Here is a 19223-nt window from a genome sequence, read left to right on the forward strand (position 1 = left end):
CTCAGCGAATATATGGTATCGGGATAGCCCTATTTTGCAGGTATGGAAAAATTATCTCCATCCGAGCTTGCAGCAAAACTCAGGGTTTCAACGCTTCCAACGGTTCCGTGCGTGTACCTGTACAAGAATGAAGCCGGTGAGGTTATCTATGTTGGCAAGGCAAAAAACCTGCGGAACAGGGTCCGCCAGTATTTTCAGGAGGGTAAGCCTGTGGATGCGAAGACGATGGTGCTGCGGTCCAAAATTGCCAGTCTTGAATACATCGTCACCGATACCGAGCCCGAAGCTCTTCTCCTTGAGAATACACTGATCAAGGAGCATAAGCCTAAGTATAACATCCTTCTGAAAGATGACAAGAGTTATCCGTATATCCGGATTACGAACGAGGACTATCCGCGTGTCTTTAAAACACGCAGGGTGGTCAAGGATGGAAGTAAATACTACGGACCATATACAGATGGCACGTTCCTGTACTACCTTATGAAGACAATACGGGCGGTGTTTCCGCTACGGACCTGTGAACTGCCGCTGACAACTGATAATGTGAAAACCGGACGGTTCACGGTATGCCTGGAATATCATATCAAGCGGTGCGACGGGCCGTGCGAAAACCTGATTTCGCAAGAAGAGTATTTGGCATACATCCACCAGGTAGAACAAATCCTTACCGGACGGTCGAACGACCTGGAGTTACAAATGGAGCAACACATGCAGCAACTGTCAGACGAGCTCCGGTTTGAAGAAGCACGGATTGTTCTGAAGCGTCTGGAGCGCTTGCGGGAGTACACCGCCAAACAGAAGGTTGTTAGCGCAGACTCAGCAGACCGTGATGTGTTCGCACTTGCACGAATTGGAAACAACGTCTGCACGGTGATTTTTACGGTTCGCAACGGACAGCTCACGGGTAAGCGACACTTTTTTATTAAGCAGGCTACTGATACCGACGGCGATATCCTTAGAAGTGTTATCGAGCAGTGGTACGTAGAGCAGGATCATATTCCTGCAGAGGTAATGCTTCCGTTTGCCGTTGATGATGAATCAGTGATAGAATTTCTGAGGATGAAGTCGGGTAAGAAGGTTGAATTTCTTGTCCCCAAGATTGGCGACAAAAAAAAGCTGCTATCGCTGGCAGAAACCAATGCCGATCATCTGCTGCGTGAACTGCTGCTGCAGCAGGCACAAAAAGACCAGGTGATGCCCCGGGCAGTAATGAGTTTGCAGCGTGACCTTCATTTGAGCAAACTGCCGCGGCGTATCGAGTGTTTTGACAACTCACACATGCAGGGCACTGACTATGTTAGCTCGATGGTTGTATTCGTAGATGGTAAGCCTCGAAGTTCAGAGTTCAGAACCTTCAGGCTACGAACGGTTGAAGGGAATAATGACTTCGACGCGATGAAGGAGGTGATAACTCGCCGCTATAGCGGATCGCTGAAGGATATGCCATTACCGGATTTGTGCATAATTGACGGCGGAAGGGGACAGCTAAACGCTGCATTGGATGCCCTTCGGTCCGTTGGAATCGCTGGGAGCTTTACGGTTATCGGTCTTGCAAAAAAACTTGAGGAAGTGATTGTCCCGGGAGAGCAGGACTCCGTGTTCCTGCCTAAAACATCAAGCAGCCTTCGTTTACTGCAACAGGCCCGCGATCAGGCACATCGGGTTGCAATTAATTATCACCGGAAACTCCGGAGTTCGCGAACTTTGCAGTCCGAACTGGAACAGATAAACGGTGTCGGAGCCAAAACTGCCGCACGGCTACTTATTGCACTTGGTTCGGTAGAATCTATTAAACATGCCAGTAAAGAACAGTTGATGGAGATTGTTAGTAAAAAAGTTGCTGAAAGTATTTACGGGTACTTTCATTCATGACGCCACTCATCCACTCCCTGCAGGTTGAGCTGGAAGCCCTGCTTCGCCACCAGTGGCCGTCATATACCGTGCCCGGACTGTGGGTAGGCAGTTGCGATCCGGTTACATTCCCGTCGCCACCGGCATATTTCCTTCACCAGCTTCGCGTTATCGATCGGGACAGGAAGGTTCTTCGGCAGCGCACGTGGAATCCTGAAAAAGTATTAGCCTATGGTGGAATGGTACGCCACATTACGTCATACAACCACGGACAAGGTGTTGGAACCCATGGCTGGCGGACCACAGGGACATTCCTGAAGCTTGCGGGTTTGCTCCCGTACCTCACTCGTCTTGGTGTAGATACGCTAATCCTGCAGCCTGTTACCGACATTGGCCGTGTGGCACGCAAAGGAACGCTGGGATCACCATATGCCGTTCAAAACCCATGGCGCCTAGATCCGTACCTGGCAGAGCCTGCCGTGTCATACTCAGTTGAAAATCAAGCTCGTGTTTTTATTGAACTGTGCCATAGCCTCGGCATCAAGGTTATCCTGGAAGTTGTCCTTCGCACGGCAAGTATCGACAGCTCCCTGGTTTCATCGAACCCGGAGTGGTTTTACTGGATCAACGAAGCGGAAGCTGGTGATGCAGCCCTGTTTACTCCTCCGGTGTTCCCGGCAAAAGACGTTAAGGCAATACGTCACAAGGTGGAAAAGAAACAATTTTATAATCTGTCCGAACCCTCAGCAGAGTACAGAGCGCAGTTCTCTGCTCCGCCTCTGAAAGTTGAATTTGATGAGAAGGGCTGGAAGGGGCTTGGCTCTCGCAATACAGTTTTGCGGATACCACCAGGCTTTGCAGACTGGCCACCTAATGATAATCAGCCATTGTGGACTGATGTTACCTACCTGCGTCTGCATGACCATCCGCACTTCCGGTACATGGCATACAACACGCTCAGGATGTTTGACTCTGAGCTGGACAGCGACCACTATCGCATTAGCCCCCTGTGGAATACACTTGCGTCGCTTATACCGTTCTATATCCGATCCTTTAACATCGATGGTGCAATGATTGACATGGGACATGCACTGCCTGCCGACCTGCGCAAGAAAATCGTTGCTGATGCAAGGTCGCTAAAGGATTCGTTTACGTTGTACTGGGAACAGTTCGATGCAGAAGGGTTGTCGGCTGCCGAGGGATACGATGCCGTTGTAGGACATCTTCCGGTAACTGCACATTCAGTATCCGAAATCGGAAAGCATATTGTTGCCGTTGCCGAACAGCAGAATAGTGTACCGGTTTTTGCATCACCTGAATCGCATAACACCATGCGTGCTGCTGTCCGTCTGGGATCGGCAAGGACAGCTATTGCGGTGTGGACCCTGCTGCGGGCGCTTCCGAGAAGCATTGGTTTTATTCATGCGGGGATGGAATTGGGTGAAGTGATTCCGGTGAATACGGGACTCGGATTCACATCTGAGGAGATTGCGCAGTATTCACACAACACATTGCCAATGTTCTCGGACGTTCCGCTTGCCTGGGATGGCTGTGCTGATACGGTTAACGCAATGGTTACGGCATCCCGACGGCTGACGGCGTCGGCATTTTGGGCTAATGCAACGCAGAGTGACAAGGTGTTCCCACTGTCAGTGACGAATACGTTACTGGGCTTCCTCAGGCTTCCGCACGGTTCACGCCAGGGCATGATTTGCCTTGCAAATTTGTCAGAAGAGCCTATCGTCACCAAAATTAGTATTCCTGCAGATTGCGGCCTGATGTTTGTTTCGCCGCACACAGGTATCAAGCACGTTGGAGGAAGGCTTGATGTTGAGTTGCCCGCAACAACCTGCGAGATGGTGTTTACGCTGCATGGCTAAGAGCCGGCGTTTACCAGCGCTTAACCCAGCTTAGCAAGGGGAATACTGGCCATCCACTACCTTCCTTAAGCTGTGCCAGATAGGTGAAACCTACTTCAAAGGCGTCATCGGCCCTGAAATATCGTCCGACGACCGAGACGGGTATAAATGGCATCGTTCGCATCGCAAAGCCTTCAAAGCAGAGCTTCCATTGGTCTGCTATCCGGTAATCATACCCAATTCCCAGGATGGTTGCATCGGCGCGGAAGGCGCCTTCAAGGAGGGTTTCATGGTGTTTGAATGTAAAGCCGGTATGAACGTTCAGTCGGCTGTCATCGGTACCATAGCCGGCCGTTGCCCAGAGTGTGCTAAAGGTTATCCGGCTGTCCATCTCTGCCGAATAGTCCTGATTGTAGAGACTTTGTCCTGCTTGTATGCCACCGCCCACAATAACGTTTTTTGCAACGGGTAATCCAAATTTTGCGCCGGCAGACCATGCGGCACTCCATGATGCATTATAGCCGGTGGCACCAAGCCACCGGCTTGGCAGCGGAATCATGCCACCAGCAACAACGGCAATGGTGTTGGTAATGCTATAGGTCGCTGACAGGCCAAGGGCGTTGTAAACACCGGTTGTCAAAGTCCCTGCCTTGGGAACGAGAGCCGTGGGCAACATTATTCCCCTGAATGTTGTAGGATCACGGTGTGCAAGCAGCGAGTCTGGGTGGACAACCGTAACCACAAATCGAATTTCGATGGGGTCCGGGATGCCCTGTACGGTTACGATTGCCTGAGTAGTGAAAATGCCCGGTTCCGGTGCACGGATTCCTACGTCAACGTCCCTGCGTTCTAGAGGTTGCAGTGAAAACTGCTGTTCAAATGCAGGGATAATAACCGAAGATCCCGCAACCTGAATGTTGGTAACGGTAACGGGGTGCAATCCCTGATTCACAAGCAGCTCGTCAACAGTAACATTTGTTACTGTGCCGGCGGCAACGGTACCAAGGTCAACGTCACGTCCGTCGGCTGCAATCACTCCGCCAACACACCGTCCGGTAATTGCGGCATTAATAATGCCACCGGGAAACTGAACGTACACACGGGCTGCACGTTCACCAACCTTGGTTGGATGAAACGAGTATGTAAGCGAGGTGGATTCACCCGGACCAAGAATAAACTCGCGCGGTGCATTTACCGAGAAGTCAGATGCCTGAGCCCCCTCAATGCGTACCCCGAAAAACCGTACTGTGTCAGGCGAGGTGTTGGTGAGTGCAACTGCCACTACTGAGTCTGTTGACTGTCCGACGGCTAACTGCCGTAAACGCACGGGACGCAGTTTAGCTGTGATTTTGTAGATCGACCACATGGCATCGCTCACGTCTTGCTGGAGTATCGGTGAGCTAACTTGATAAACGTTTACAACATTGCCCGGACCGGCTACAGCTACGGCTGTGCCATCAGCCGAGAGTGATGGCGTAACCGAGCCTCGCTGGAGACGCATCATCGAGACGCCGGTAATGGCATCGTACACCGTTGCATGTGCCAGCGTTGAAAGAAGAAGCACTGTGCCCTGAGAATTAAGCTGGGCATTCGAGGCACCGCCAGGCTCCATCGGACGGCGGATGCTGACCATGTTGTCTCCCGTTTCCAGATCAACAATCCGCGTTGCATCAACTCCGTCTTCAAGAGCGGCCTTTCGTGAATCGTGCGACATCGCAATGTAGGTATTGTCGTTCTTGTACTGTCGCCTGGACAATGTACGTAGCGGGTTGCCCGTAGCTGCATCCCAGCTGCTAACGGTACCTAAATCATCTGCAGCAATGATTGAGCCGTCGCCGGTGAATACGGCACGGTAAAACACGTGAACACCAGCCTTGGTAATCGTGAGGTCCCGGCCTCCGCCTGCCCGCAGGTGGACCACCCGAATTGTACTGTCGGCACCGGCTATTGCTACGGCCGAGCCATCAGGAGCAACATCAACCATGACAGGCTGGCGGGCATTCACGGGAATCGTGGTAATTGCAGTACCTGATTTAAGATCAACAATATTAACATTTCTGTGTTGGGCTCCGGAGAAAGCCAAAACCCGAAACGCTGAATCAACAGAGATGTTTGATGGCAGGTGATCTGACGTATGCTGCCAGAGCCGTGCACCGGTTTGTACATCGATGAGCGAAATCGAATCTCTGGACATCACCAGGAGCTTGGTCTCATCGTTGGAGAACGTAACGATTTGTCCGTAGCCCAGCGTATGCAGCAGTTTGCGATGTTCAACATCCCAGAGCAATACGTCACGCGGTACTGATGCGTCCCGGAGTACAGACTCTACGCCGATAGCCAGGTATTTACCAGTTGCCGACAGGTCAACAGAAGTAACATTCAGTGTCGAAGTCGTTAACAACGGTTTTTTACTGCCGGTCGGAACCATGTGAGTAACACGAAACAAGCACGAGTCCGACGAGATATTAAAAACCTTCCACGGACGCAGATTACCTACAGCATCTTTTTGTACGTTCAGCCAGGTAGAACCAGCATTGGTGCTGATTTCCAGCGTTACCGGAACGTCTGGTGGGAGTCCTTCCCAGCGAAGCACGGAATCGGAGTGTGCCGGGAACTTTTCGTTGCCATTGGGGAATACCACGCGCAACGTTTTCCGTGACGGTGCCACCAGCGGATCACCGGTTATTGCATAAGCCGTAGGCAGAGGGCAAGGATTACCGCTAATGGTGATTGTACCCACCGTATATCCCGAGGATGGAGCAATGAGTGATACCGATATGGCAAGGGTATCACCCAACTTCAGGCTGCGTGGGAGTTGAGGAGTGGTCAGGCGGAATATATCAGGGCGATCAATACTAATGTTTGTTATGGTAGAGTTCGATCCCGTACACACAAGAAGCAGGGGAGCGGGCTCTTGTGTTACCGAGTCGACCCGGACACTACTCGGGATGATGCTCACCCTGCTTTCTAAAACAATCGGAACATCGTCAACAAATTGATATGTAGCATTACCGGCTTGTGCCTGGATTACGGTATGGTCAGAACACTGTTCCGGTGCTTTCCACCGCGCCATACAACCGTATTGTGTTACGGCATCTGCATAGATTCTACGGTAGGCCTCGAGTGCCTGTTCTACCGTGGTGACATTTTCAAACCACAAACCGCCGGTCTTTTCTGCAACTGTTCGTAGTACATCAGGCATACTTAATCCAAGCGAAACGCAATACACCGTAACTGAGTCACCTACGGCTCTGCGTATCACGCTATCAGGATCAAGAGTACCATAACCATCGGTAAGGAACACCAGTATCCTTCGGTTACGTCCGCGACTCGCAACGTCGAGGGCACCCTGAGGGGAGGTGTTGAACGCCTTGTTATAATCGGTTCCTCCCCGTGGCTTAAGACGCTGTATGGCTTCAGTCAGCTCAGACTTTGATTTCGTAAAGTCGGTTAACAACATCACGCCATCGTCAAAGGCAGTAATGGCGCAGTCAGAGTTCCCCTCCAGCGCCTGAACCCATGCAGACGCAGCCTCTGTTGCAAGTTTTAGATTCGGACCGCCCAGCCGCATTGATCCGGATACGTCAATGGTAAGAACAGACGAAATTGTTGTTGCAGGCGAGTGGTCCGGACAATTCACCACGAGTGAATCCACGCGCCGTCCGCCCTCGGTTACACTCAAGGTGAGCGCAGTTAACGGTGCGATGGTACCTGAATTGGTAAAGTACACGACCGATGCCGAACGCCATCCGGCGGAATCCGTAACAACGGAACGGACGAAGAGAGATTCCGTAGCCTGAACTGATGATGCCGTCAGACACAAGTAAACAATCACAAAAACGGTACAAACTCTCATGCAGGGCCGTGTTCACGTGGAATATTCGATCGAAGGCAACAGTCCCGAATGCAAAGCATCAGGCTTAACATTACCAGATGAATCTGCACGTTTCGTGAGATATCAAAGCTGGCTTTTTCAATTTCAGAAATAATCTTCTGCATGTTAACTGACGGGAATGAAGTCACAAATTTCTCCAAAGCCTGTGGATCAAAGTAGGTAAATGCAGAATTCGGTTCTCCGCCTGCGATTAGGGTCTGGATGTCTTTAAACCACAGCGCAAGTACGGAGCATATCGAAACAGCTTTTTGCTTATCCCGTCGGTCCAGCATGGTTTCAATTGCAGACGTAACCCGCATTCGGTACTCTCGTCCATGCAATGATGCTCGAAGTAACGTCAGCGTCTCCTCAAAAACGCCCCGTAAATCATCGGTGGCAACCTGTACTGCATGCAAAAAATTGCCTTGAGCAACCGATGCGGCAAGCATGGCGTCGGTTTCAGAGCTGCCGCGTTTTATTAGTTCCCCAACCACGTCATGCGTAGAGATAGGCGGGACGAACAGGCGCTGGCATCTCGACGTTATCGTTGCCAGCAACCGGTCAGGTTGGGCGGCGGTAAGAATAAGAAGGGTATTGGGATGGGGCTCTTCCAATGTTTTCAAGAATGCGTTCGCAGCCTCTGTTGTCAGCGTTTCGGCCCTATGCAGAATTACAACCCGGTACCCCTGCTGCACTGCCGACAAAGCCAGCGACCGCTTAAGTTCACGGATCTGGCTAATCCGAATGGTAGCAGCTCCCGGAAGAATAAACGGCTGATACGGGTCGTTGGCAACGCTTGTGATTAATTCGGACAGTTCCTCCAGAACATCAGCGGGAAGGTCGGCCTCGCTGTCGGCCTTTCCCGATGGCAATGCTGTGATGAGCTGAAGGTTGGGATGGCGCAGCTGGGCATTCTGAACGCACGACCTGCAGACTCCACAGGCATCTATGCCATTGGCACCCGTAGATCGCTGCTCGCACAAGACAACGCGTGCATACGCAGTAGCCAGTGCCAATGTCCCGCAACCCTCAGCCCCCTCCAGAAGGAGAGCCTGTGGTATCCTGTCGGACAATATCGACCGCTGCAATATTCGAATGATGGCCGCCTGGCCAACTACACGTTCCCATGCCATTACACAAATATCGGGTATCAACGTGAGCCGGTGTGTTGTAAATTACACGATGCGAGTACTTGTAGTTGAAGACGAACGAAAGGTTGCTTCGTTCATCAAGCGGGGTCTTGAAGAAGAAAAATACCTTGTTGATGCCGTTGCCGACGGCGAAGAGGGGCTGCGCTATGCCTCGTCAGGCGGCTACGATGCCATCGTTCTGGACGTGATGCTGCCCAAGATGGATGGCTATTCTATGTTGCGTGCACTTCGTGCACTGGGAAATTCAACACCGGTGATCATGCTTACTGCGCGGGGCACAACTGAGGACAGAGTTCAGGGTCTGGACGCAGGTGCCGATGATTACCTGGCAAAGCCATTTCACTTTGAAGAACTTGCGGCACGATTGCGTTCAATTTTGCGTAGGTCAAGCACCGACAAAACAACCAAGCTCACCTGCGGCGATCTTGTGCTTGACCTGGTCACGCATTTTGCCTATCGCGATAATAAAGAAATTGAGTTAACGACAAAGGAATACGCCTTGCTTGAATACTTTATGAGGAATAAGGGTAAGATATTAAGCAGGAGTATGATCACCCAGCAGGTGTGGAAGCACAATTTCGACCCAGAGTCCAACATTATCGATGTGTACGTAAAACGTCTCCGCCAGAAAATTGAAAAACCCGAAAGAACACAATTGGTACAGAGCGTGCGCGGTGTTGGCTACAGAATGAAGGAGCCTGATCTTGATGCTGATGGGCGGGAGATTATTGAACCCGAAAATTCGATAGAGTAGGAAAGTAATTTAGTAATACGGTATTTTGATTTGTCGTAATCGAAGGGTTCTGATGAGTGAAACATTGACCATTGTTCAGCACAGCGTGCAATATCTTGACGAAATCCAGAATGCGTTTGCAAAATGGCAGGCCGATCAGTTTCAGCCTCGTTCACCTGAGTTTTACTGTCTTGAACTCTGTGGTGAGGCTGGTGAGCTTGCCAATCTTGAAAAGAAAATTTGGAAGGGGGCTCAGGTTCCTGCGTCAATGGTAGCCGATGAAGCCGCAGATGTATTTATTGCTCTGATGAATTTTGCAAATGCGCGAGGGATTAATCTGAGTGATGCCGTAGCCGACAAGGCTTCACGAATCAAGCCAACCAAATAGCCCACCCAGCCCAAACGTAGGCAGCGTCTCCCGACGATTGACTGCTTTAGAATTTACAGGATGAGAGAAAATTCACTCAATACACGGGGTGGATTGTCGCCTGCACAAAACAACTTAAAAAATAATACAAAACCCGAAGTGGCGTCCCCGCGTAGTTGCCCGCACGAAACCGTAGGGGCGGATGGCATCCGCCCTCTACGAAACAACATAAAAAACAATACGAACCGTAGGGGCGACCCCACGTGGTCGCCCACACGAAACCGTAGGGGCGATCCCGTGTGGTCGCCGGCACGAAATCGTAGGGGCGATCCCGTGTGGTCGCCGGCACGAAATCGTAGGGGCGATCCCGTGTGGTCGCCCGCACGAAATCGTAGGGGCGATCCCGTGTGGTCGCCCACACGAAATCGTAGGGGCGGATGGCATCCGCCCTCTACGGTACAACATAAAAAACAATACGAACCGTAGGGGCGAATACCATCCGCCCACGTGTTACATCCGTTCGCACGAAACCTGTAGGGTCCGAGGTGTTTGGTGTGTCACATTTTCCTGTCATTCATGCACAATACAGCAAAGCAATTGCTCCGGAATTCTAATGTTTCTTACGTAGGCTGCGCAACGCAGCCGACCGGCCGAGCTGTAGTGGTAGGTGGTGATGCACGATGGAGGTGGCGGTGGGGGTGGGGCCCGAAGGGCCGTAGTCCGTCCGTTTGGAATGTTGACGTGGTACGGTTGCGCAGGTGGATTGTGTTAAATGGTTTGCGTTAAACCGCAATGTTACCATTAAACCGTAGGGGCGACCCCGCGTGGTCGCCCGCACGAATCAACGTTGAACACAACGCATACCCGTAGGGGCGACCCCACGTGGTCGCCCGCACGAATCAACGTTGAACACAACGCATACCCGTAGGGGCGACCCCACGTGGTCGCCCGCACGAAACCGTAGGGGCGGATGGCATCCGCCCTCCACGAAACAACATAAATAACGATAATACCGTAGGGGCGACCCCACGTGATCGCCCGCACGAATCAACGTTGAACACCACGCATACCCGTAGGGGCGACCCCACGTGGTCGCCCGCACGAAACGTCACAAATATTACCACGAACCCGTCGGGGTGGATGGCATACGCCCTCCACGAAACAACAGAAAACAAAAGAAACCGTAGGGGAAGCAAAAAAAAACCATCCGTACGAGGATGGTTATTAGTTCTGAGTATTTGGCAATATCTTACCGAACTTCTTTATGAACCGTGTGCCGACGAAGGAAGGGATTGTATTTCTTCATTTCCAGGCGTTCAGTAACGTTTTGACGGTTCTTGGTTGTTGTGTACCGGGAAGCCGGCTTACCTTCTTTTTTTGCTTCTGTACATTCCAGCGTAATAATAACGCGGGCACCTTTTTTAGCCATGATGTAGGTCCTCTTTAGAGATCTGTGTTAATGTAAAGCACAAAATTACAAACAATTTACTTTTTCCGGTGTTTTGTTTTGGTAGTTGCCGGCAACTTTGCGACGATGGTTTTGCGGGGTAATGGAGATTCACTGTCAAAAGCCACCGGGATTGCTTCGTCAATCTTATTTACGTAGACGATGTCCAAGCCGTCGGTTACACCTTCGCGTAGCTCTGAAACATCAGCCTTATTGGCACCCGGCACAAGCACCGTTTTCATTCCTGCTCTTTTTGCTGCGAGGAGTTTTTCGCTCAGGCCGCCTATGGGTAAAATCTGTCCCCGCAGTGTTACTTCACCTGTCATTGCCACATCACCGCGCAACGGTTTTCCGGTTATGGCACTAAGCAGGGCCAGCGTCATGGTGATGCCGGCAGAAGGACCGTCTTTTGGTATTGCGCCTTCGGGCAGGTGAACGTGGATTTCTTTTCCTTTAAGCACGTCGGGTTCGAGGTTGTATTTCGCATAGTTGCTGCGAAGGTATGACAGCGATGCCATCGCCGACTCCTTCATGACTTCGCCCAGCTTTCCGGTAAGGGTGAGTTTTTCTGTTCCCGGCATTATCGTAACCTCTACCGGGAGTGTATCGCCGCCTACTGACGTCCAGGCCAGCCCGGTGGCAACACCAATTTTGCGGTGCAGTTCAGATGATTTTTCCTTAAAGCGAGGTGCTTTAAGGTATTCCTCTACCTGTGGAGCATCAATTTTCCACGCACGTCTGCGTAGCTTTTTAAAGGACGGAAGCGAACGAATGCTATCAGTGGGGATATCAGCCCCTTCGATACCTGTTGTAGCCTGCGACACGATTTTCTGAGCCACTTTTCTTAGGATTCCTGCAAGTTCACGTTCAAGGTTACGAACTCCGGATTCGCGCGTGTACTCTCGTACAATACGAAGCAGGGCAGCATCTGAAACCCGTACGTCGAAATCAGCAAGGCCATGCCGTTCAAGGAGTTTTGGCATAATGTGACGTTTTGCAATTTCAACCTTGTCCGGCTCAAGATAGCTTGAAAGCTCGATCACCTCGAGGCGGTCCAGCAGGGGAGCCGGAATATCATATTTTACGTTTGCTGTAGCAATGAACAGTACATTACTGAGGTCATAGTCAACCTCAAGGTAATGATCGTTAAACGCTGAGTTCTGTTCCGGGTCAAGGACTTCCAGCAGAGCTGAGCTTGGATCGCCCCGGAAATCCATACTCATTTTGTCAACTTCGTCAAGCAGAATTACCGGGTTAACACTGCCGGCCCGTTTCATTGCCTGGATAATTTTACCTGGCATGGCACCGATGTAGGTGCGCCGGTGACCTCGGATTTCAGCTTCGTCACGGACACCTCCGAGAGAAATGCGGACAAAGTTCCGCCCAAGCCCCCTGGCAATCGATTTTGCCAACGATGTTTTACCAACACCTGGAGGGCCAACAAAACAGAGGATTTGTCCGCGCAATGAGCCAACCAGGTTCAGCACGCTGATATATTCCAGAATCCTGTCCTTTGGCTTCTCCAAATCGTAATGATCATCATCCAGTATGCTCCGTACATGCTGAACATTCAGATCGTCAGCTGTTCGCTTTTTCCATGGAACGGCTGTCAGCACTTCCAGCCAGGTACGATTAACAGAGAATTCCGGACTCATCGATGGAGTGCGTTTAAGCCGTTCAAACTCGTCCATTGCTCGAGCATGCACCTGTTCCGGTAGCTCCGCCTGTTCTATCTGTTCACGAAGTGTACTAAGCTCCGAGCCGTGTTCATCATCCTCGCCAAGTTCTTTTTGGAGTGCCCGGATTTGTTCCTGGATAAAGTATTTGCGCTGTGATTTCTGAATTTGATCCTGAACCTTGGTGTCGATTTCTGCTTCCAGGCGCAGGAGTTCTATTTCGCTGCTTAGAAGCTGTATTAGCTCGATATACTGAGCCGTTAGCCCTTCCTGAGTCAGGATTTTTTGTTTTGCTTCAACTTTTTGCTGGATGTTGGCAGCCGCATAGAACAGCTTTCTTACCGGATCGTCAAGGTTTTCAAAGGCACCCAAAACCTCAGGTGGCAGGTTCCGGTGTTCTTTTACATATTCCTCGAACAACTCACTGGCATGCCGCACAAGGGCATTAAGCTGCTGGTCATTGGCATCAAACACTGACGGCACGTGAATCACCTTTGCTTTTAGAAAGGGCTCAGTGGAAATTTCCACGGAGACACGTGCGGGAATCATACCCTCCACCAGCACTTTTAATAGATTATTCGGTAATCTGAGAACTTGTAAGATCTTGGCAACTGTGCCATGACTGTACATATCCGAAAAGCCAGGTTCGTCGGTTGTAGGATCGCGCTGGGTAAGCAGCATCACGAACTTGTCGTGATCTAACGCCGAGGCAACGGCTTTTAAGGAACTTGCCCGTCCAATCAGAACCGGGAAGATCATGTGAGGATAAATGACGATATCGCGTAAAGCCAGTACCGGCAACTCGTTCGGCACGGTTGGGGTGCGGCGATCCGCTTCTTCGATGGTTGTTAAAACGTCGTCGGTATGATTCATAAGTTTCTTGTTTGACGGATTGAGAACCGTAAAATTACGTCGGACAGGTATTGCATCATGCTCATCACCGGTAATCGAGCGGAATTCACAGCCCCTTCCCGGTGCAGGCAATTCCAAACGTTGTGTTTTCGCTATTCAAAAAACTACGTCAACTTATTGGATAAACAAGGGTTAGAGCCGTATCTTTGTGCTTTACCAGTTTATTCATACAATTAAGGATGTCTTTTGAGGAGACCTAATACGCGTGGCGTAGCCCCGCGTCCGGAACAAAACCGTAAGCATAAAATCAATGAGGAAATTGCCGGCCCCACAGTACGGGTTATCGGTGATGATGGTGAGCAATATGGAGTAATGACGGTTCGCGAAGCATTACAACGCGCCCATGATGCTGATCGTGATTTGGTTGAAATCTCACCACAGGCTGATCCGCCTGTTTGTAAGATTATTGATTACGGTAAGTTCGTTTATGAACAGCGGAAGAGAGACAGACAAATTGGTAAAAATCAACAGCAAAAAGAACTTAAAGAGATCAGGCTTCGTGCCGGTACCGATACCCACGACCTGGAATTTAAGGTTCGTCATTCACGAAAGTTTTTGCTGGATGGTCATAAAGTAAAAGCAAATGTTCTGTTCCGTGGACGTGAGATCGTCCACCAGGATATCGGCAGGGCTCTGTTACAAAAATTTATTGATGCTCTTGCCGATATTTCAAAAACAGATCAGGATATGAAAACGGAAGGTAGAATGCTGAGTGTTACTCTCGCACCCGATTTAAAAAAGAAGGGCAGCACCAAGAAGGCAGAAAACCAGAAATCAAAACCGGCCGTTGTGGCACCTGCTCCAGATGCTGAATCAGAACCGGTTACGAATAAAGAATAAATTACAACGACATAATCGACTAAACACAAAGGACAGCAATGCCGAAAATGAAAACAAGCTCAGGCGCCAAGAAACGCTTCAGCATAACGGGAAGTGGCGCCATCAAACGGCAAAAGGCGTACAAAAGCCACATTCTCACCAGCAAATCTCGCAAACGCAAACGTAACCTGCGCCAGAATACGCTAGTTCATCCATCAAATGAAAAGCTTATTCTTCACGCACTGGCATTACGGTAATAATATTTATTAATATCGTTGATCAGGGATCCGCTCTCCTGACAGCACATTTAAAGGAAAACCCATGGCAAGGGCAAAAAACAAAGTAGCGGCGCATCAGAAAAAGAAGAAGTACTTCAAGCTCGCAAAGGGCTACTGGGGCGCCAGAAGTAAGGTTTGGACAATTGTTCGCGATCATGTCGAGAAGGGGCTTACCTATGCCTATCGAGATCGCCGGAACAAAAAGCGCACATTCCGTTCACTTTGGATTGTTCGGATTAATGCTGCAGCCAGACTTAACGGTACCACCTATTCTAACCTCATGCACGGACTAAAGAAAAGCAATATCTCGATAAACCGTAAGGTGCTCGCCGATCTTGCAATGAATCATCCGGATGCATTTGCCGCAATTGTAAAGCAAGTGGGGTAAACCCATGCTGGACCGTGTTGCACAGCTTCGGGCTGTCCTGGAGATGGAACTTTCGCAGATCAGTACTGTGGAACAGGCTGACGGCTTCCGGCTACGACATCTTGTACGCAAGGGTACGGTACAACAGATGATTGATGAAATGCGCTCTCTGCCGACATCAGAAAAACCTGCTGTAGGCAGAGAGTTAAATGTTCTGAAGGCTCATGTTGAAACTGAATTTGCCACGATAAACGCACGATTGCAGCAGAACCGGAAACAGCAACCTACCATTGATGCTTCGCTTCCGGCCCGCAGAACCGGGCATGGCTCGGTTCACCCCATTGTGGCCACAATTCAGCGTGTGGTTGATATTTTCGGACGCATGGGGTTCTCGGTTGCGCACGGACCCGATGTAGAAGACGAGCGGCATAATTTTTCAAGCCTGAACTTCCCGGACGACCATCCTGCACGAGACATGCAGGATACGTTCTTCGTGCAGTCCAACCCTGCAACTCTGTTACTGCGCACGCATACTTCAAGCGTGCAGGTGCGTGTCATGGAAACTGTTGCTCCGCCCATCAGATGTATTATGCCCGGCAGAGTATACCGAAACGAAGCTGTTTCGTCACGGTCACTTGCCGAGTTTCATCAGGTTGAAGGGCTGTATATTGATAGGAATGTGAGTATGGCTGACCTAAAAGGCACCATTACTGCATTCGCTCGGCAATTCTACTCGGCTGATGCACGGTTCCGCTTTCGAACCAGTTACTTTCCGTTTACTGAACCAAGTCTTGAAGTTGATATGAGCTGCTTCCTATGCAAGGGCGAAGGATGCCGGATTTGTAAACATTCGGGTTGGCTGGAGATTGCAGGTTGCGGCATGGTTCATCCCAATGTGCTTGTTTCTGCCGGCATCAACCCCGAGGAATACACTGGTTTCGCATTTGGCTTTGGCCTTGAACGGATAGTGATGATGCAAACCGGTATCGACGATATTCGATTACTGTATCAAAACGATGTGCGAGTGTTGCAGCAATTGTAAAGAATGACGGTACTACACGCCGAAAACGTCTCCAAATCATTTTTCCCCGAAGGACAGGCTGCAACCCGGGTATTGCGAAATGTTACGTTCTCCTGTAAGCGGGGTGAGTTTGTTGCAGTGATGGGGCCTAGCGGTGCTGGTAAAAGCACATTGCTGCATATCCTGGCATCGTTAGATACCGTGGATGAAGGAACTATTCAGCTTGTGACGGATCAGGTTTACTGTTACCAGAAACTAACTCCGCGAAAGCTCGCCACGATGCGCAACCGTTACCTTGGCATTGTTTACCAGTTTCATCATCTGCTCCCGGAATTTTCGGCTATCGAAAATGTTATGATGCCAATGCTTATTGCAGGAAAGCCCAAGGCCGAGGCACACAAGCGAGCACACATTCTTTTAGAGCATGTTGGATTACTGCACAGAACAGAACATCATCCCTTGCGCTTAAGCGGTGGTGAACAGCAGCGGGTTGCCATTGCAAGAGCACTGGCGAACGCTCCGGCAGTATTGCTGGCCGATGAACCAACCGGGAATCTGGATACTGATAATGCCAATCAAATCGTTGCTCTGTTTAGTAGCTTGCAAAACGAGTATAACGTCAGCATTATCGTTGCCACTCATAGCATCGAGTTGGCTCATCATGCAAACAGGATTGTTAGGCTTCAGGATGGTACGATCGTTGAATAGAGCCACATGATGCTTCCACCACGAATCGTTGCCCATAGAATCATGTACTACGGAGTGTTCCTGCTTGTGTGCGGAGCACTGGGTTTTATTGCAACAGAAAATCGTAGCGCATCGGCACTGGTAAACGGAATTATCGGAGGGATCCTGATGCTTGTGTTGGGAGCGCTACATAAACAACGGCGCACGTTTGCGTTACCTGCTGCAATTGCCGTGGCAGGTATTTTTACGGCATCATTTGTGTGGAGGACGGTGGTGCACCTTCGGGACGTTGCAAGCAGTGCTGATGCTCCGTCCGTTGCTGTTATTGTACTCGTTCTGGTTATGGCACTGGCGAGCGGATATATGTCTGTCTTCCTTTTCAAAAACCTCAAGGTTTAATAGCCCGGGCTGCCCTAAGCAAGATTGCCAAACAGCGTAAACTCATCGGCGTCCGTAATCGCCACATTAACAAATTCGCCGGGCGTTAATGGTATGGCTGACCGGATGTACACCTCATTATCAACTTCGGGTGCGTCGGACTCGGTTCTGCCCAGCCATTCCGAATTGATTTTTTCTTCCACCAGCGTCTTCTTGACGGTACTGATTTTCTGAATGTTTTTTTCAAGTGAAATTTCGGACTGTACTGCCATGAGGCGTGCAATCCGTTGCTCCTTGACTTCAGGGGCAATTGGGTCACCCAGGCTGAATGCGTGTGTGTCATCCTCCCGTGAGTAAGGGAAAAAGCCAACCCGATCGAGCTGGTGTTGCTGTAAAAAGTCGGCTAATTCATCAACATGCTGCTCTGTTTCGGATGGGTAACCAACAATAAACGTACTGCGCAGTGTGATGTCCGGTATTTTTTCTCTGATTTTATTTAGTAAATCAGTTGTTCGTTCCCGTGTAATCCCACGCCGCATACTTTGCAGGAGCTCATTGCTGGCATGCTGTAAGGGGATGTCAAGGTAGTTGCAAATATTATCATTGGCAGCCATGACGTCTATCACATCCATCGGGAAACCACTTGGAAATGAATACATGCACCGTATCCATTCAGCTCCGCTTTCGTTTGCAAGCATTTGTAGCAGGTTGGCCAGAGTGCGCTTTCCTGTCCGGTCTAAGCCGTAAAACGTGAGATCCTGAGCTATCAATATCAGCTCTTTAGCTCCTTGTGAAACAAGGCTCCTGGCTTGGCGCAGGATGTCATGTTCCGGGATACTGCGATGGCTGCCGCGCATAAGCGGTATTGCACAAAAACTGCAGGGTCTGTCGCACCCTTCTGAAATTTTCAGATAGGCATAGCCCCGTGGTGTCGAGACGGTTCGTTCGCCAAGCAGAGAGTACTTCAAGTCAGGTGATAAGGCCTTGGCAATTCCTTCGTAGGCTTCGGTTCCAAACACGTGATCAACCTCGGGAATTTCGTTCCTAAGGTCGTTAGCATATCGTGCCGACAAACACCCGGCTACGATGAGCGTGTCAATACCACCGTTCTTCTTGAGTTCGGCTGCTTCGAGGATTGTTTGAATACTTTCTGATTTTGCCTGGTCGATAAACCCGCATGTGTTAATAACAATGGCACTCGCGGAGTCGGCATCATTGACAACAGTAAGACCGTTGGCCTGTAATGTACCGGTGAGTGTTTCACTGTCAACCGTGTTCTTGCTGCAGCCTAATGTTATGATATGAACGTTCATGCGGTTTGTGGAAATTTCTTTTGAATCAGTGATGCAACAACCGGTGGTACGAACTCAGTCAGGTTTTGGTGGTATTTACCAAGTTCCCGCACGATCGAGCTGTTCAGATAGGTATAGCGCTCGTGCGGCATCAGGAATATCGTGTTAATGTCAGGCGCGATTTTCCTGTTCATTAAGGCAATCTGAAACTCATACTCAAAGTCAGTTACAGCCCGAAGCCCGCGGATGATCACCGGGATATTGTGGTTGCGCGCATAGTCAACCACAAGGCCCGAATGAAGCTGAACAGTAACATTGGAGAGGTGCTTCAGTGCCTCAGTAGCCATGTATAATCGCTCTTCTTCACTAAAGAGCGGTGTTTTCTTACTGTTGCGGGCGATAACAATGGTGACGCTTCCAAACATGGATGCTGCTCTTTGAATCACATCAACATGTCCGTTAGTGATAGGGTCAAACGACCCCGGGTACATTGCAGTTTTTTGCATGGTAA

At 50.1% G+C, this 19223-nt stretch carries 16 protein-coding genes; 10 read left to right on the plus strand and 6 right to left on the minus strand.

Going from position 1 to position 19223, the window contains the following annotated elements; genetic code table 11:
- Positions 1–42: 42 nt before the first annotated feature.
- Together HRU79_11255 and HRU79_11260 are read left to right on the plus strand one after the other, a co-directional pair.
- The gene (locus tag HRU79_11255; GenBank protein ID QOJ27189.1) at positions 43–1872 is read left to right on the plus strand and encodes an excinuclease ABC subunit C; all 1830 of its coding nucleotides are present in this window, start codon (positions 43–45) and stop codon (positions 1870–1872) included.
- Positions 1869–3731 carry an alpha-amylase gene (locus HRU79_11260; protein ID QOJ27190.1) on the plus strand — a complete coding sequence of 621 codons (1863 nt, stop codon included), beginning with the start codon at positions 1869–1871 and terminating at the stop codon, positions 3729–3731. Before HRU79_11255 ends, HRU79_11260 begins: the two co-directional genes overlap by 4 nt.
- Before the next feature lie 10 nt (positions 3732–3741).
- Here the strand turns inward: HRU79_11260 and HRU79_11265 are convergent, their stop codons facing one another.
- Positions 3742–7566, minus strand: coding sequence for a VWA domain-containing protein (locus HRU79_11265; protein QOJ27191.1), 3825 nt, complete (start codon positions 7564–7566; stop codon positions 3742–3744).
- Positions 7563–8717 (minus strand): DNA polymerase III subunit, encoded by a 1155-nt coding sequence (locus HRU79_11270; protein ID QOJ27192.1) that lies wholly within the window; start codon positions 8715–8717, stop codon positions 7563–7565. Before HRU79_11270 ends, HRU79_11265 begins: the two co-directional genes overlap by 4 nt.
- 49 nt (positions 8718–8766) lie before the next feature.
- Between HRU79_11270 and HRU79_11275 the strand changes: the two genes are divergently transcribed.
- On the plus strand, positions 8767–9489 hold the full coding sequence (locus HRU79_11275) for a response regulator transcription factor (protein ID QOJ27193.1): 723 nt from the start codon (positions 8767–8769) through the stop codon (positions 9487–9489).
- Positions 9490–9541: 52 nt separating this feature from the next.
- Entirely contained in the window at positions 9542–9856 is a 315-nt protein-coding gene (locus HRU79_11280) for a hypothetical protein (GenBank protein QOJ27194.1), read from the plus strand.
- Between the two features lie 1228 nt (positions 9857–11084).
- On the opposite strand, the gene rpmG is transcribed toward HRU79_11280, so the two are convergent.
- Together rpmG and lon are read right to left on the minus strand one after the other, a co-directional pair.
- Positions 11085–11264 (minus strand): 50S ribosomal protein L33, encoded by a 180-nt coding sequence (gene rpmG, locus HRU79_11285; protein ID QOJ27195.1) that lies wholly within the window; start codon positions 11262–11264, stop codon positions 11085–11087.
- 56 nt (positions 11265–11320) lie between these two features.
- Positions 11321–13831: an endopeptidase La gene (gene lon / locus HRU79_11290; GenBank protein QOJ27324.1), complete on the minus strand. Its 2511-nt coding sequence runs from the start codon at positions 13829–13831 to the stop codon at positions 11321–11323.
- A gap of 225 nt (positions 13832–14056) precedes the next feature.
- On the opposite strand from lon, the gene HRU79_11295 reads away from it, so the two are divergent.
- The 6 genes from HRU79_11295 to HRU79_11320 all read left to right on the plus strand — a co-directional run bounded on the left by HRU79_11295 (position 14057) and on the right by HRU79_11320 (position 17441).
- Positions 14057–14710 (plus strand): translation initiation factor IF-3, encoded by a 654-nt coding sequence (locus HRU79_11295; GenBank protein QOJ27196.1) that lies wholly within the window; start codon positions 14057–14059, stop codon positions 14708–14710.
- Positions 14711–14748: 38 nt separating this feature from the next.
- Positions 14749–14946 carry a 50S ribosomal protein L35 gene (gene rpmI, locus HRU79_11300; GenBank protein QOJ27197.1) on the plus strand — a complete coding sequence of 66 codons (198 nt, stop codon included), beginning with the start codon at positions 14749–14751 and terminating at the stop codon, positions 14944–14946.
- A gap of 64 nt (positions 14947–15010) precedes the next feature.
- On the plus strand, positions 15011–15355 hold the full coding sequence (gene rplT, locus HRU79_11305) for a 50S ribosomal protein L20 (protein QOJ27198.1): 345 nt from the start codon (positions 15011–15013) through the stop codon (positions 15353–15355).
- A gap of 4 nt (positions 15356–15359) precedes the next feature.
- A complete protein-coding gene (pheS, locus tag HRU79_11310) occupies positions 15360–16376 on the plus strand; it encodes a phenylalanine--tRNA ligase subunit alpha (protein QOJ27199.1) in 1017 nt (338 codons plus the stop codon).
- Positions 16377–16379: 3 nt separating this feature from the next.
- Entirely contained in the window at positions 16380–17063 is a 684-nt protein-coding gene (locus HRU79_11315) for an ABC transporter ATP-binding protein (GenBank protein QOJ27200.1), read from the plus strand.
- Positions 17064–17069: 6 nt separating this feature from the next.
- Positions 17070–17441 (plus strand): hypothetical protein, encoded by a 372-nt coding sequence (locus HRU79_11320; protein QOJ27201.1) that lies wholly within the window; start codon positions 17070–17072, stop codon positions 17439–17441.
- Between the two features lie 14 nt (positions 17442–17455).
- Here the strand turns inward: HRU79_11320 and rimO are convergent, their stop codons facing one another.
- Both rimO and coaD read right to left on the minus strand, forming a co-directional pair.
- Positions 17456–18733 carry a 30S ribosomal protein S12 methylthiotransferase RimO gene (gene rimO, locus HRU79_11325; GenBank protein QOJ27202.1) on the minus strand — a complete coding sequence of 426 codons (1278 nt, stop codon included), beginning with the start codon at positions 18731–18733 and terminating at the stop codon, positions 17456–17458.
- Positions 18730–19218, minus strand: coding sequence for a pantetheine-phosphate adenylyltransferase (coaD, locus tag HRU79_11330; GenBank protein QOJ27203.1), 489 nt, complete (start codon positions 19216–19218; stop codon positions 18730–18732). The genes rimO and coaD overlap by 4 nt, the downstream gene beginning before the upstream one ends.
- Positions 19219–19223: the final 5 nt, after the last annotated feature.

Source organism: Ignavibacteria bacterium (assembly GCA_015709655.1).
GTDB lineage: Bacteria > Bacteroidota > Ignavibacteria > Kapaibacteriales > Kapaibacteriaceae > OLB6.

What these genes read in the sequence shown, in the direction of transcription:
- HRU79_11255 (QOJ27189.1), top strand. Translation starts at nt 43, where the DNA reads ATGGAAAAATTATCTCCATCCGAGCTTGCAGCAAAACTCAGGGTTTCA.
- HRU79_11260 (QOJ27190.1), top strand. Translation starts at nt 1,869, where the DNA reads ATGACGCCACTCATCCACTCCCTGCAGGTTGAGCTGGAAGCCCTGCTT.
- HRU79_11265 (QOJ27191.1), bottom strand. Translation starts at nt 7,566, where the DNA reads ATGAGAGTTTGTACCGTTTTTGTGATTGTTTACTTGTGTCTGACGGCA.
- HRU79_11270 (QOJ27192.1), bottom strand. Translation starts at nt 8,717, where the DNA reads ATGGCATGGGAACGTGTAGTTGGCCAGGCGGCCATCATTCGAATATTG.
- HRU79_11275 (QOJ27193.1), top strand. Translation starts at nt 8,767, where the DNA reads ATGCGAGTACTTGTAGTTGAAGACGAACGAAAGGTTGCTTCGTTCATC.
- HRU79_11280 (QOJ27194.1), top strand. Translation starts at nt 9,542, where the DNA reads ATGAGTGAAACATTGACCATTGTTCAGCACAGCGTGCAATATCTTGAC.
- rpmG (QOJ27195.1), bottom strand. Translation starts at nt 11,264, where the DNA reads ATGGCTAAAAAAGGTGCCCGCGTTATTATTACGCTGGAATGTACAGAA.
- lon (QOJ27324.1), bottom strand. Translation starts at nt 13,831, where the DNA reads ATGAATCATACCGACGACGTTTTAACAACCATCGAAGAAGCGGATCGC.
- rpmI (QOJ27197.1), top strand. Translation starts at nt 14,749, where the DNA reads ATGCCGAAAATGAAAACAAGCTCAGGCGCCAAGAAACGCTTCAGCATA.
- rplT (QOJ27198.1), top strand. Translation starts at nt 15,011, where the DNA reads ATGGCAAGGGCAAAAAACAAAGTAGCGGCGCATCAGAAAAAGAAGAAG.
- pheS (QOJ27199.1), top strand. Translation starts at nt 15,360, where the DNA reads ATGCTGGACCGTGTTGCACAGCTTCGGGCTGTCCTGGAGATGGAACTT.
- HRU79_11315 (QOJ27200.1), top strand. Translation starts at nt 16,380, where the DNA reads ATGACGGTACTACACGCCGAAAACGTCTCCAAATCATTTTTCCCCGAA.
- HRU79_11320 (QOJ27201.1), top strand. Translation starts at nt 17,070, where the DNA reads ATGATGCTTCCACCACGAATCGTTGCCCATAGAATCATGTACTACGGA.
- rimO (QOJ27202.1), bottom strand. Translation starts at nt 18,733, where the DNA reads ATGAACGTTCATATCATAACATTAGGCTGCAGCAAGAACACGGTTGAC.
- coaD (QOJ27203.1), bottom strand. Translation starts at nt 19,218, where the DNA reads ATGCAAAAAACTGCAATGTACCCGGGGTCGTTTGACCCTATCACTAAC.